Raw genomic sequence first — 14,304 nt, forward strand, 5'->3', positions numbered from 1 at the left:
GTTTAATAATCTGTATCGATTATTTAGGACTAGTCAAAAACTCATTTACTTTTTAGACCATTCAGCAATAGAATCATTATTCATTTTTTCATAATCCTTGTTTCCTGCTTTGATTGCTCCTGCTAAAGATAATTTTGCAGTTTCAATAGCTCCTTTTTTATCATTTCCTTTTGCTTGAATTAAAGATTTTAATCTCAAATACCAAAATGGAGCTTCTTTACCATCAGTTGTAGCTAAATCAATAGCAGAGTTTACCCAAGTTAATGCTTTTGCATTATCAGCTCCAGCTTGAAAATAGTACTGAGCCGCAGAAAAATAATCTCCAGCTTTTGGTCCTGCCAAAGTTTTCTCAATGCTTGACATTGCTACTTCTTTTGTAGGAACTTCAAATTTAATTGGAACAATAGTTTTTTCCCATTGCAACTCAATTGATGCGCCATCGTTAGTAACATCATTAACTGATATTGTAAAACTTTCAATATGTCTAGAAGTTGTAATTGACTTTACATTTACTTGAACTGCAACTTGAGAATCATCCCATTTTTCTGGTATTCCCCAATTGTCAGTGTTTTTGTAAAAATAAACATCCCAACTGTCTGCCTTTGGAGTAGTAAATAATGCATAAGTTCCTTTTTCTAGTTCTTTACCTTCAACTTTAACGTTTTCAGAAAATGTAACAGTTGTATTGGCATTAGCTCCTGTTCTCCACAAAGAACCGTAAGGAACCAACTCTCCAAAAACCGTTCTTCCTTTTGCACTTGGACGTGAATAATTTACTTCAACATCTGTTAAACCAACTGTTTGTTCTAATTTTGAACTAGGACTTGCTTGTGGTGTTTTTACCTGAGCAGTAGAAGCAATACTAACAAATGCTAAAACTGTTAAAAATACTTTTTTCATAAATTGTTTTTTTTAATGGTACGAATTTAAGAATAATTGATCAATTTTTTGTTAAAGGTATCTAAAAATTAAATTATTTGTTTAATTGATTTCGTAAATTGTTAAACAATAATTATCTTTACAAAAAAAATAATGAAAATTTACACATTACATACCAAACAAAATTTACCTATTTCATTGGATGAAGCATGGGATTTTTTGTCAAGTCCAAAAAATCTAAAAACCATTACACCCGATTATATGGGATTTGAAATTCTTTCTGGAGCAGATAGACCGATGTTTCCTGGACAATTGATTCAATATATTGTAACTCCTGTATTGGGAATTAAAACCAAATGGGTTACTGAAATTACACATGTTGTAGATAAAAAATTCTTTGTTGACGAGCAACGTTTTGGTCCTTATGCACTTTGGCATCACAAACACTTTTTGAAAGAAATTGATGGTGGCGTTGAAATGGAAGACATTGTAGATTATAAAGTTCCAATGGGAATTTTAGGCCAAATGGTTCAACCTATTATAGTACAACCTAAATTAAATGAAATTTTTGAGTACAGAAGAAAAAAACTAATCGAGTTATTTGGAGAATTTAAATAATTAAAAAAAAGCATTAAGAGTGTTTATAAAAAACAGCATAAATATGAAAAACATACTATTAATAGGAGGTTCGTACGGAATTGGTTTAGCCTTAGCTAAAGAACTTCAAAACAACAATAATGTCTTTATTGCCAGTAGAACTAGCGAAGGTTTAGAGAATTTAAACGTAACACACCTAACATTTGATGCTTATACAAACACATTAGATACTTCAGAATTACCTGAAGTTATTGACGGCTTAGTTTACTTACCAGGAAGTATTAATTTAAGACCCTTTAAAGGATTAAAAATAGAGGCATTTGAAAACGATTTACAAATTAATTTTATTGGATTAGTAAAGGTTATTCAAGCGGTTTTACCAAACTTAATTGCTTCAAAACAATCAAGTATTGTCTTGTTTAGTAGTGTAGCTGCAAGTATGGGAATGCCTTTTCATACTAGTGTAGCAGCTTCAAAAGGAGCTATCGAAGGTTTTGCTAAAGCTTTAGCTGCTGAATATGCTCCGAAAATTAGAGTTAACGTAATAGCACCATCACTAACAGATACACCTTTAGCCGATAAATTCTTAAATAATGATGTTAAAAAAGAAAAATCATCCGAAAGACATCCATTAAAACGATTTGGACAACCTGAAGACATAGCTCAAATGGCAAGCTTTCTATTGAGTGAAAACAGCAGTTGGATGAGTGGACAAATTTTACACGTTGATGGTGGAATGTCCACATTATTAGTTAATGGATAGCAAATAATCTAATTTTTGAAATTGAATTTTGTAATTGTAGTTGAAGATATGAATATATTTTGGTTTAGAAGAGATTTAAGAGTGGAAGATAATGTTGGATTTTTTCATGCCTTAAATGATGTAGAAGAAGTTTTACCAATTTTTATTTTTGATGAAAAAATATTGGCTGAATTGCCTAAAGACGATGCTCGTGTGACTTTTATTCATGAATTATTATCTAAAATTCAAGAAAAATTTAAAGAATACGGAAAATCATTAGCAGTATTTCACGGTGAACCGAAAGCTATCTTCGAAAAATTAATTCAAGAAAATAAAATTAAAACTGTTTTTACCAATCATGATTACGAACCTTATGCTAGAAAACGAGATAAGGAAATGAATCAGTTGTTTAAAGACAATGAAATTGCATTCAAAACCAGTAAAGACCAAGTTATTTTTGAAAAAAGTGAAGTTATAAAAGATGATGGAACTCCTTACGTGGTTTATACACCCTATTCCAAAAAATGGAAAGAAGCATTTTCTAAAATCAAGTTAGGTCATTATAATTCTGAAGATAAATTAGAAAAAATTGCAAAACACTCCTACCCTTTTTTAAGTTTGCAAGATATTGGCTTTGAAACTTCTGCCATTAAAGTTCCTTCATTCGACATTAGCGATAAAACGATTTCTAAATATGAAGAAACCAGAAATTTTCCAGCTGTAAACGGAACCTCAATGTTAGGAACACATTTACGTTTTGGAGCTGTTTCTATCCGAAAAATGGTCAATCATGCCGCAACTTTTCAAAATGAAACTTTTCTTAAAGAATTAATTTGGAGAGAATTTTTCATGCAAATTTTGTGGCATTTTCCTCATACTGTAAATGCTAGCTTTAGAGAAAAATATGATGCTGTTCAATGGAGAAATAATGAAGAATTATTCAAAAAATGGTGTCAAGGAAAAACAGGCTATCCTATTGTTGATGCAGGAATGCGAGAATTGAACAAAACAGGACACATGCATAATCGTGTACGAATGATTGTAGCTAGCTTTTTGTGTAAACATTTGTTAATCGATTGGAAATGGGGAGAAACTTATTTTGCTCAAAAATTATTAGATTATGAACAAGCCAGCAATGTAGGAAACTGGCAATGGGCTGCTGGTTCTGGTGTAGATGCGGCTCCTTATTTCAGAATATTTAATCCTACAGAACAAGTTAAAAAATTCGACAAAGATTTAAAATACATTAAAAAATGGGTTCCAGAATTGGAAACACTTCACTACCCAAAACCTATTGTAGATCATAAAGAAGCTAGAGAATTATGTCTGAAAGTATATAAAGAAGCTGTTGGATAAAGGTTATTTAGTTTAAGATTCATCAATAAAACTGCTATAAAAAGAAAAGAAAATGAACATTGTTTGGTTTAAAAGAGATTTACGCTTGACTGATAATGAGGCACTTCATAATGCTATTTTATCAGGAAGAAAAATTCTTTTGCTATACATATTCGAACCATCACTTTTAAAAGATATCCATTACAGTCAAAGACATTTTGACTTCATAAAACAATCTTTAGAAAGTCTTCAAAAAGAACTTTTACAATATCATACGCAAATACTTATTGTTGAAGGAGAAGCACTTACTATATTTAAAAAATTAAAAGAAGTAATGTCGATTCATGCCGTTTATTCTCATCAAGAAACAGGAATAAAAGTTACTTATGACAGAGACAAACAAATTACTGCATTTTTAAACAAACATGAAATTCCATGTTACGAATCCATCAACAATGGTGTAATTAGAGGTATAAAAAACCGAAAAACTTGGAAAGAAGATTGGTACGATTATATGGATAAAGATTGTTTACCTTTTGAAGCCAATGGTCGAACTTTCATGAAATACAAAGACATAGAAGAAATTGAAAATCAGTTCAATAAACCTTCTTTGGTAACGAATAAAAATACACCATTTCAAAAAGGTGGAACTCCAACTGCTTTACGTTATTTGAATTCCTTTTTTAAAGAACGAGTAGTCAATTATTCCAAACATATTTCAAAACCCGAAAAAGCCAGAATGGGTTGCAGTCGTTTGTCACCTTATATCGCTTGGGGAAACTTATCTATCAGACAAGTTTATGATGAAGCTTGGAAACATTCTCAAAAAGGAATCCATAAAAGACAAATTGCCAATTTTGTTTCACGATTGCGTTGGCAAGCTCATTTCATTCAGAAGTTTGAAATGGAAAGCAGCATGGAATTTATAGCTGTAAATAAAGGGTATCGCAATTTGGTTCAACCCATAAATCCTTTTTATCATAAATCGTGGACAGAAGGAAAAACTGGAATTCCCATTGTGGATGCTTGTATGCGTTGTCTAAATACAACGGGTTATTTGAATTTTAGAATGCGTGCTTTAGTGGTTTCCTTTTATACTCATAATTTGTGGCAACCTTGGCAAAATTGTTCTCCTCATTTAGCACAACAATTTTTAGATTTTGAACCTGGAATTCATTATCCACAATTGCAAATGCAGGCTGGTGTTACTGGTATTAACACATTAAGAGTTTATAATCCCGTAAAAAACTCCATTGAACATGATGAAGAAGGTGTTTTTATCAAAAAATGGGTTCTTGAATTAGCCGAAATTCCTGTAGCATTTATTCATGAACCATGGAAATTAACGCTTATTGAACAAGAATTATACAATTTTAAATTAGGAATTAATTATCCTTACCCGATTGTAGATTTAGAGAAAAGCAGAAAACATTCCAGTGATATTTTGTGGGGAATGCGAAAAAATTCAGATGTAAAATCAGATAGTAAAAGAATTGTTGATAAACACACAAATCCTGATTAATTCTCTACATTAAAGCTTTTACAATTTTAGCATTTAATTCACTAAAATCCTTGATAATTATATTTGCTTTTGATAAATCTTGTCCTTTTGAATGCAAACTTTCATAGCCAATACAATAAATATTTGCCGCAACTGATGCTTCAATTCCGTTAGTACTGTCTTCTACAACGATACAATTTTCTTTTGGAGCAATAGATAAACTAGCAGCATGTTCAAAAATGGCAGGATGTGGTTTTGATTTTGGAAAATCTTCTCCTGAAACTTTGTGGGTGAAATATTGATTCAAATTGAATCGGTTAAAAACCCTATCAATAGTTACTTTTGAAGCTGAAGATGCTAAAATCAACTGAATTCCGTTAGCATGTAAGTCCTTAATTAAGTCCTCTACTCCATCAATTAAATATAAATCTTCTTTGGTGTCAAAAGCATCATTGAATAAACTGCGTTTGGTCTGAATTAAATCTTCAACTTCATGAGACAAATCAAACTGAGCTTTTATTTTTTGAAAAACATTTCGTGTAGAATTCCCAGTAAATGATTGATATAAATCATCTGAAACGTCAATATTCAATTGCTTAAAATGTTGATGATAAGCATAATAATGAACAGGTTCCGTATCAACGATTACGCCATCCATATCAAAAATTACTGTTTTAACCATTATTTTAAAAAATAAAAAAAGTCCTTGAAAAGGACTTTTAAATTAGTATTATACTTTTAAATTATAAACTTTAAGAGCTTCTTTCAAAATTTGAACCGATCGAACTAAGTCTTCTTTCTTTAAAACATAAGCGATTCTAACTTCATCTAAACCTACATTTGGTGAAGAATAAAAACCTGCAGCAGGAGCGACCATAATGGTTTCTCCATCTAAATCATAAGTTTCTAATAACCATTGAGCAAAATCATTAGCACTTGTAATAGGTAACTTTGCAATGCAATAAAAAGCCCCTTTTGGTGTAGCAACCTGAACGCCTTCAATTTTTAATAATTCTTCTATTAAAACGTCTCTTCTTCCTTTGTATTCTTCAATAACATCATCAAAATAACTTTGTGGAGTATCTAAAGCGGCTTCACTGGCAATTTGTGCATAAGTTGGAGGACTAAGTCTTGCTTGAGCAAATTTCATAGCTGTTGCCATTACTTCGGCATTTTTAGAAACAATACATCCGATTCTTGCACCACACATGCTGAATCTTTTAGAAACAGAATCAATCATAATAGCATGATTTTCTAAGCCAGCTACATTCATTATTGAAAAATGCTTGTAACCATCGTATGTAAATTCTCTATAAACTTCATCAGCAATTAAAAATAAATCATGTTTCTTAACTAGTTCAGCTAACTGATTTATTTCACTTTCAGAGTATAAATAACCTGTAGGATTTCCAGGATTACATATCATGATTGCTTTTGTTCTTGGAGTAATTAATTTTTCAAAATCTTCAATTGGTGGCAAAGCAAAACCAGTTTCAATAGTAGATATAACTGGAACTACCTTTACACCCGAAGCCACTGCAAAACCGTTATAATTAGCATAAAAAGGTTCTGGAATAATAACTTCATCATTTGCATCCATAGTACTCCCTAAAGCGAATAATAAAGCTTCTGAACCACCAGTTGTTATTATAATATCTTTAGTATCAATTGGTAAGTTTTGTCTTTTATAGTAATTTGAAAGTTTTTCTCTATAACTTTCAAAACCAGCAGAATGGCTATACTCTAATACTTCAATAGTAGCATTTTTAACAGCATCAAGAGCTACTTTAGGCGTCTTAATATCTGGTTGACCAATATTTAAATGATAAACTTTATTACCTTTTTTCTTTGCTATTTCTGCATAAGGAACTAACTTTCTGATAGGTGATTCGGGCATTTGCGACCCTTTTTGAGAAATTTTAGGCATTTTTGTATCTTTTTTTTAAGAAGTACAAAATTGCATTTTTTTTTAAAATTTTTAACTAAAAAAATACTAAAGTTTTATTTAAATACTCTAATTTTATATATCACTTGATCCTCTAATGATAAAAGAAAAACTTATTTTACTTTTTTTACTAATAACTGCAATTTGTAACAGTCAAATTGATTCGACTTGGACCTATAAAAAGGATAAGATAAAAATCCCTTTTGAACTCCTTAATAATCTGATTATAATTGATGTCAAAATTAATAATTCAGATTTAAAAATGATACTAGATACTGGTTCAGAAAACAATGTCATTTTTAGCTTTACTAATGATGTTGAATTAGAAACTAAAAATTTAGAAAAAAAATTTATTAATGGTTTTGGTACAAACGAACCAATTGCAGCTTATTTAGTTAAAAACAATACCTTAAGCAGTTATGAATTTGTAGATAAAAAATTTGATTTTTTAGTTATAGATGCTACTAATCTTTCTTTTTTAAATAAAATTGGAAAAGAAATTAATGGCATTGTAGGTTTAAGTTTTTTTAAAAATCATTTAATAGAAATAAATTATTCAAAAAAAGAAATCAATATACATTCCAGTAGAGCTATTTTATCGAAACGAAAAATAAAAAAATACAACAAAGAAAAAATAAAATTAAGATTCAACAAACCTTATATTGAAATAGCTTCAAATTTGAAAAATAATAACTTTAATTTAAATTTATTGATGGATACTGGACTCAGTGATGGGCTTTGGCTTTTTAATCCAGATTCTACCATTATTCCAGAAAAAAACATTAAAGATCTTCTAGGTATAGGGCTTTCAGGAGAAATTAATGGGAAAAGAGCTCGAGTCAAAGAATTAAAAATTGGAACACATCAATTCAATGAAATTTTAGTTTCATTTCCAAATTTAAATAATGTTAGTGGTTTGATAATGCAAAATAGAAACGGATCTGTTGGAGGCGAAATTTTAAAACGATTCAACTGGTTCATAGATTATCAAAACGAAACTGTTTACATGAAACCGAATATTTATTTCAAAGACCCTTTTAATTATAACATGTCTGGAATAGAAATTCAACAAAACGGTAAAGAAGTTTTTAAAAAAGAACTAAGAAACAATTCAATAAAAACAGATACAAACAACTTTAATACTATTGTCTATGACAATTCTTACTACATTTATAATTATGTACTTGTTCCTGTTTTTGAAATTTCATTCATTAGGGAAAAATCTTCAGGTGAAAAAGCAGGTTTAAAAGTTGGAGATAAAATCATTAGCATCAACAATATTTATTCGGATAAACTAACTTTACAAATCATTTCAGACTTGTTTCACTCTAAAGAAGGAAAAAAAATAAAAATAAAGTTAGAAAGAGAAGGCAAACTAATTGAAAAACAATTCTTGCTAGAAAAAATTATATAAAAAAAAAGAGCTCTACTCGAGCTCTTTTTTTTATTGTTGAATAATTGACTTTTTCTGTTCCAAAAGATTTTCTTCTTTTTTCTCAATCACGGTACCTTTTATTCTTAAAGTAACTAAACCGTTAGTAACATTTACTGCATTACTTTCTACTGTAATTGATTTGCTTATCGGTCCAGGATTCATGTTATATTGCACTTCAATTTTCCCCATTTCACCCGGCATAATTGGCTCAGTTGGTTTTGAAGGAACCGTACATCCACATGTAGATTTTACGTTTTTAATTTCCAAAGGTGAATCTCCAGTATTAGTAAATTCAAAAATTCTTTTTCCAGAATCTTCGCCTTTAGTAACTGTACCGTAATTAATGGTTTCTTCTTTAAATTCAATCTTTGCTCCTTGTCCAAAAGAACTAAAACTAATCAATAGTAAAGCTATAAATCCATATAAATTTTTCATAATAATTATTTTGTTTCGTAAAATTAAACACTTTTGCAAAAATATCAAACAAATTAACTTTTTTTATTTTAGGTTATATCGTTACTTTTGCACTAAGTCAAGTGCAAAAACAATACCAAAGTCATTTTGTCTTTTATGGAGCATTAAGGCTTGGGCTTTTTTAGAAACCATTTTCCTGCTATACGTTACAATCTTTTTTTTCAAAAAAGGATTTCCACTGCTATCAGGGCTAGAAAGTTTCCATAAACCTTTTGTAACGGACAACAGATTTTAGATAACAGATAACAGATAACAAAAAAACATGATTCCAGCGCAGTTTAATACAAAAGAAGTAGAACAAAAATGGTACGATTACTGGATGAAAAACAACTATTTTCATTCAAAACCAGACAACAGAACTCCTTACACAATCGTAATTCCTCCACCAAACGTGACAGGAGTGTTGCATATGGGACACATGTTAAACAACACCATTCAAGATGTTTTAATTCGTCGTGCACGTTTAAAAGGATTCAATGCTTGTTGGGTTCCTGGAACAGATCATGCCTCAATTGCAACAGAAGCAAAAGTAGTAGCGAAATTAAAATCAGAAGGAATCAATAAAGCTGATTTAACACGAGAAGAATTCCTAAAACACGCTTACGATTGGACTGACAAATACGGTGGAACTATTTTAGAACAACTAAAACAATTAGGTTGTTCATGCGATTGGGATAGAACTAAATTCACAATGGATGAAGATATGTCAGCTTCTGTAATCAAATCTTTCGTTGATTTATATAACAAGGGTATGATTTATCGTGGTTATAGAATGGTAAATTGGGATCCAGAAGCGAAAACGACTTTGTCTGACGAAGAGGTAATTCATGAAGAACGTCAAGGAAAATTATATTATATCAACTACAAAGTTGAAGGCACGAACGATGTTTTAACAGTTGCCACAACTCGTCCTGAAACTATTTTTGGTGATACTGCAATATGTATCAATCCAAATGATGAACGTTTTACACACTTAAAAGGCAAAAAAGCTATTGTTCCTATTTGCAATAGAGTTATTCCTATTATAGAAGATGAATATGTTGATATCGAATTTGGAACAGGTTGCTTAAAAGTAACTCCAGCGCACGATGTTAATGATAAAGAATTGGGGAACAAGCATAATCTTGAAATCATAGATATTTTTAATGAAGATGCTTCTTTAAACAGTTTTGGATTGCAATTTGCAGGTCAAGATCGTTTTGTGGCACGTGAAAATGTTGCTAAAGAACTTGAGGAAAATGGCATTTTGGTAAAAACTGAAATTCACACGAATAAAGTAGGAACTTCAGAAAGAACAAAAGCGGTTATTGAGCCAAGATTATCTGATCAATGGTTCTTAAAAATGGAAGAACTGGTTAAACCAGCCATAAAAGCTGTTTTAGAAACAGAGGAAATAAAATTATATCCAAGTAAATTCAATAATACATATCGTCATTGGTTAGAAAATATTAGAGATTGGAACATTTCGCGTCAACTTTGGTGGGGACAACAAATTCCAGCCTATTTCTATGGTGATGGAAAGGAAGATTTCGTTGTTGCTGAAAATATTAATGATGCTTTAGAATTAGCAAAAAAAGCAACCAACAATCAACAACTAACAACAAGCGACTTAAAACAAGACGCTGATGCGCTAGACACTTGGTTCTCTTCATGGTTATGGCCAATGGCTGTTTTTGGTGGAATTTTAGATCCAGAAAATGAAGATTTTAAATACTATTATCCAACAAATGATTTAGTAACTGGTCCAGATATTTTATTCTTCTGGGTAGCTCGTATGATTATTGCAGGTTATGAGTACACTGGAAAAAAACCATTTAATAATGTATATTTAACAGGTTTAGTTCGTGATAAACAACGTCGTAAGATGTCAAAATCATTAGGAAATTCTCCTGATCCATTAGAATTAATTGAAAAATTCGGTGCTGATGGAGTTCGTGTGGGATTACTTTTAAGTGCTTCAGCAGGAAACGACATTATGTTTGATTTAGAATTATGTAATAATGGTAAAGCTTTTGCTAATAAAATTTGGAATGCTTTTAGATTAATTAAAGGTTGGGAAGTAGCAGATATTGCACAACCAGAAGCATCAAAAATTGCAATTGATTGGTACGAAGCTAAATTGCAACAAACCTTAGCCGAAATAGAAGATAATTTCGAAAAATACAGATTGTCTGATGCTTTAATGAGCATTTACAAATTAGTTTGGGACGATTTTTGTTCATGGTTTTTGGAAATTATAAAACCAGCTTACCAACAACCGATTGACAAAGCAACATTTGATAAGGCAATTGAATTGTTAGAAGCAAACTTGAAATTATTACATCCATTTATGCCTTTCTTAACGGAAGAAATTTGGCAATACATTGCAAAAAGAACACCAGAAGAAGCATTAATTGTTTCAACTTGGCCAACAATGAATGATACAAATGCTGATTTAATTGCTGAATTTGATTTTGCTGCTGAAGTTATTTCTGGAATTAGAACCATTCGTAAAGAGAAAAATATTGCTTTTAAAGATGTTATCGATTTAAAAGTTATCAATAATGAAAACGCTTCTATAAAGTTTGATGCAGTAATTCTTAAACTAGGAAATATTGAAAGTTTAGAATACGTTTCCGAAGCAGTTGAAGGAACATTGACTTACAGAGTTAAATCGAACGAATATTTTATTCCAATTGCTGGAAATATTGATATAGCAGCGGAAATTGAAAAATTAGAAGCTGAATTAAAATATACTCAAGGTTTCTTAAAATCAGTTCAAGGTAAATTGAATAATGAAAAGTTTGTTGCTGGTGCTCCAGCGCAAGTTATTGCAAACGAAAGAAACAAAGAAGCTGATGCTTTAGCTAAAATAGCAACAATTGAGCAAAGTTTAGCTAGTTTAAAATAATTCGTTTTTGCAACTGATTTATTTTAGTCCAAAAAAATCCCGTTATCTATAAAATAACGGGATTTTTTTATTTTTCAATTTCCTTTAAATCATTTTCTGTAAAGACTCTAAACGAAAATTTATATCCTTCGTATCCAGCTATTCCATAAAAAAACAAATCTATTGGACTAAAGTTTTCTGCCATTGCAGTAGGAAATATTGAATAATCAATTAATAAAAGAGTATCTAAATAACCCAAACCTTCTGAATTAGCTACAAATCCAATCAAACTAAAAACATTACCTAATAAACAACTTAAAACAGCAATTACAGCTCCAGAAATTCCAAATATTGGATCAATTCCTTTTCCTACAATTCTTAACGAATAACCAACAGCAGCTCCAATTGCAATGGCCATATATCCAATTTGAAATTCTGTTGCTACAGTAATTGAAGCCCAAATAAATGCACCAATTAAACCAATACCAAAACTGGCTAAAATTCCTAAGCTTAAATTTTGTTCTGATTTAAATTTCTGCATAGATCTTTCAGAAACTCTATGTTGAATATCTCCAACTTCTAATTTTTCATCATACTCTCTAACAATTTTAATTGTCTCGTCTTTAACAAAATCATTACAAGAATTTATAAAAGTTGGTTTTTCATTAGATAAATTGCAGAGTAAGCCTCTGTCCATATCCATTTTTCTATTTGTACATGTTTGGCAAATTGCTAATTGTTCTTTTTCGCTCATATTATTTAAATTAATTGTAGTAAAAATATTAATATTTTCTTAATATTAAAGAAATAAGTTGACTAAAATAAAAAATCCCGCTATCATGATAATAACGGGATTTAAAATTATTTTATTTTTTATTTTGGACCTTTCTCTCCTTTTTCTCCTTTATCACCTTTGCCTTTAAATTGTTTTAATAGCGTTCTATTAAAATCCTCTTCGACTTTTTTTAATTTTAAAACTTTTTTTGCGCCAATAATTTCTTTGGCATCTTTTACAAATTTTTTTCTTAAAGTCAAAATTTCTTCATCTATTGTTTCTATCTGAGTTAAAATTGCACCAGCTTCTTTTTCATTCAACTTATCCAATTCATCTTCTTTTATTTTCTTTAAAATTGCTTTCATTTTGGTATGACGAAGTTCAAATAATTTTTCGTCATAAGTATTATAAACTGGCCAAAATTTTTCTGCTTCAGCAGAAGTTAAGCTTAATTCTTTTGTTATAAAAGCTACTTTTAGTGCTTTAATTTTATCAAATCTATCGCTTTTACTTTTATCCTGACTAAATGCAGTTAAAGTAAAAATTACGAGTAATACTGTTAGTGATTTTTTCATAAGTGTCTTTTTTTTAATATAAATCTATTTCTGATTCATTTAATAAATATTCTTCAATTTCTTGATCGTTTAAAGCTAAATCAGCTTCTAATACTTTTATATCTTCATCTGTTAAATGGCTAGCAATTTCAAAACTATTGATAGAAGGTTGCATAACTATGTAGGACTCTAAAACTTCTTGGTCAATGATTTCATTTTTTGTATTTGTTGAAAGATAATAAGGTAATCCTACTGAAATTAACAACAAAGCTGCTATACTCGAAAACCAGATTCTTTTTTGTTTCCATAATGGAATCACTTTAATTTGATGATTTAATTGAAGATGATTTGTAATCTTTTTTTCAAATTGCTCAAAATAATTATCTGGAATTTTAAATCCTGAATTGATTTTATTTTCGTTATTTAGTTTTAAATTATTCATATTTATTAGACTTAACTTAATGATAATGGTTTAATATGATTTTAATAATTCTTCAATTTTTTTGGAAGCAATATGATAACTTGCCTTTAATGCTCCTACGGATGTATCTAAAATTTGAGACATATCTTCATACTTAATTTCTTCAAAATATTTCATTTTAAATACTAATTGTTGCTTTTCTGGTAAAGTAGCAATTGCTTTTTGTAATTTTAATTGAATTTCATTTCCTTCAAAATACACATCACTTTCCAAATTTTTTAAAGCTTTATCTTGTAACTCTAAATTTGTAATCCCTGTTTTTTTTGCTTTTACTTGAAGAAATGTTAAAGCTTCATTAGTAGCAATTCTATACATCCAAGAATATAATTTACTTTCTCCTTTAAAGTTTTTGATGTTTGTAAATACTTTTATAAAAGTATTTTGTAATACATCATCGGTGTCATCATGATTTAAAACTATATTTCTAATATGGTAATATAGTGGTTTTTGATAAGTACTCAAGAGAATTTTGAACGCTTCATTTTGCGTTCTTTCATTTAATAAAGACTCTATAAATGCTTTTTCTTCTTGCAATTTTTAAGTTTTAATAACCTTTAGACCCCACTTATTAGTAAAGGTTTAATTGACATAAATAAAAAAGCAACTCATTCGAGTTGCTTTTTTATTATATAGCTTGATTTTACCTTTTTAATGTGAAATGTGCTTTAAATTGTTTTTGTTCTACTCCTTCTAGATAGTCTACTGAGAACCAATAAT

14 protein-coding genes are annotated in these 14,304 nt (G+C 29.8%); 6 read left to right on the plus strand and 8 right to left on the minus strand.

What is annotated here, in order from left to right:
- Positions 1-45: 45 nt before the first annotated feature.
- A complete protein-coding gene (locus tag ACTF56_RS12210; RefSeq protein ID WP_438967190.1) occupies positions 46-900 on the minus strand; it encodes a DUF2911 domain-containing protein in 855 nt (284 codons plus the stop codon).
- A 132-nt stretch (positions 901-1,032) separates the two neighbouring features.
- Between ACTF56_RS12210 and ACTF56_RS12215 the strand changes: the two genes are divergently transcribed.
- The 4 genes from ACTF56_RS12215 to ACTF56_RS12230 are packed head-to-tail and all read left to right on the plus strand — an operon-like array spanning position 1,033 to position 5,075.
- Positions 1,033-1,497 carry an SRPBCC family protein gene (locus tag ACTF56_RS12215; protein WP_438967191.1) on the plus strand — a complete coding sequence of 155 codons (465 nt, stop codon included), beginning with the start codon at positions 1,033-1,035 and terminating at the stop codon, positions 1,495-1,497.
- A 43-nt stretch (positions 1,498-1,540) separates the two neighbouring features.
- Positions 1,541-2,239, plus strand: a complete 699-nt coding sequence (locus ACTF56_RS12220; RefSeq protein ID WP_438967192.1) for an SDR family NAD(P)-dependent oxidoreductase — start codon at positions 1,541-1,543, stop codon at positions 2,237-2,239.
- A 48-nt stretch (positions 2,240-2,287) separates the two neighbouring features.
- Positions 2,288-3,574: a cryptochrome/photolyase family protein gene (locus ACTF56_RS12225; protein ID WP_438967203.1), complete on the plus strand. Its 1,287-nt coding sequence runs from the start codon at positions 2,288-2,290 to the stop codon at positions 3,572-3,574.
- 52 nt (positions 3,575-3,626) lie between these two features.
- Positions 3,627-5,075, plus strand: a complete 1,449-nt coding sequence (locus tag ACTF56_RS12230; RefSeq protein WP_438967193.1) for a deoxyribodipyrimidine photo-lyase/cryptochrome family protein — start codon at positions 3,627-3,629, stop codon at positions 5,073-5,075.
- Positions 5,076-5,079: 4 nt separating this feature from the next.
- Here the strand turns inward: ACTF56_RS12230 and ACTF56_RS12235 are convergent, their stop codons facing one another.
- Both ACTF56_RS12235 and ACTF56_RS12240 read right to left on the minus strand, forming a co-directional pair.
- Positions 5,080-5,736, minus strand: a complete 657-nt coding sequence (locus ACTF56_RS12235; protein WP_438967194.1) for an HAD family hydrolase — start codon at positions 5,734-5,736, stop codon at positions 5,080-5,082.
- Between the two features lie 48 nt (positions 5,737-5,784).
- Positions 5,785-6,981 carry a pyridoxal phosphate-dependent aminotransferase gene (locus ACTF56_RS12240; protein WP_438967195.1) on the minus strand — a complete coding sequence of 399 codons (1,197 nt, stop codon included), beginning with the start codon at positions 6,979-6,981 and terminating at the stop codon, positions 5,785-5,787.
- A 115-nt stretch (positions 6,982-7,096) separates the two neighbouring features.
- On the opposite strand from ACTF56_RS12240, the gene ACTF56_RS12245 reads away from it, so the two are divergent.
- Positions 7,097-8,413: an aspartyl protease family protein gene (locus ACTF56_RS12245; RefSeq protein ID WP_438967196.1), complete on the plus strand. Its 1,317-nt coding sequence runs from the start codon at positions 7,097-7,099 to the stop codon at positions 8,411-8,413.
- A 30-nt stretch (positions 8,414-8,443) separates the two neighbouring features.
- Here the strand turns inward: ACTF56_RS12245 and ACTF56_RS12250 are convergent, their stop codons facing one another.
- Positions 8,444-8,869, minus strand: coding sequence for a DUF1573 domain-containing protein (locus tag ACTF56_RS12250; RefSeq protein ID WP_438967197.1), 426 nt, complete (start codon positions 8,867-8,869; stop codon positions 8,444-8,446).
- Between the two features lie 301 nt (positions 8,870-9,170).
- Here ACTF56_RS12250 and ACTF56_RS12255 point away from each other — a divergent pair, with 301 nt between their 5' ends.
- A complete protein-coding gene (locus tag ACTF56_RS12255; protein WP_438967198.1) occupies positions 9,171-11,798 on the plus strand; it encodes a valine--tRNA ligase in 2,628 nt (875 codons plus the stop codon).
- A 67-nt stretch (positions 11,799-11,865) separates the two neighbouring features.
- On the opposite strand, the gene ACTF56_RS12260 is transcribed toward ACTF56_RS12255, so the two are convergent.
- The 4 genes from ACTF56_RS12260 to ACTF56_RS12275 all read right to left on the minus strand — a co-directional run bounded on the left by ACTF56_RS12260 (position 11,866) and on the right by ACTF56_RS12275 (position 14,121).
- A complete protein-coding gene (locus ACTF56_RS12260; RefSeq protein WP_438967199.1) occupies positions 11,866-12,531 on the minus strand; it encodes a hypothetical protein in 666 nt (221 codons plus the stop codon).
- A gap of 119 nt (positions 12,532-12,650) precedes the next feature.
- Positions 12,651-13,127: a sensor of ECF-type sigma factor gene (locus tag ACTF56_RS12265; RefSeq protein ID WP_438967200.1), complete on the minus strand. Its 477-nt coding sequence runs from the start codon at positions 13,125-13,127 to the stop codon at positions 12,651-12,653.
- A gap of 13 nt (positions 13,128-13,140) precedes the next feature.
- Positions 13,141-13,548 carry a hypothetical protein gene (locus ACTF56_RS12270; RefSeq protein ID WP_438967201.1) on the minus strand — a complete coding sequence of 136 codons (408 nt, stop codon included), beginning with the start codon at positions 13,546-13,548 and terminating at the stop codon, positions 13,141-13,143.
- Positions 13,549-13,578: 30 nt separating this feature from the next.
- Positions 13,579-14,121: an RNA polymerase sigma factor gene (locus ACTF56_RS12275; protein ID WP_438967202.1), complete on the minus strand. Its 543-nt coding sequence runs from the start codon at positions 14,119-14,121 to the stop codon at positions 13,579-13,581.
- Positions 14,122-14,304: the final 183 nt, after the last annotated feature.

This window comes from Flavobacterium sp., from assembly GCF_965657075.1.
Lineage (GTDB): Bacteria > Bacteroidota > Bacteroidia > Flavobacteriales > Flavobacteriaceae > Flavobacterium.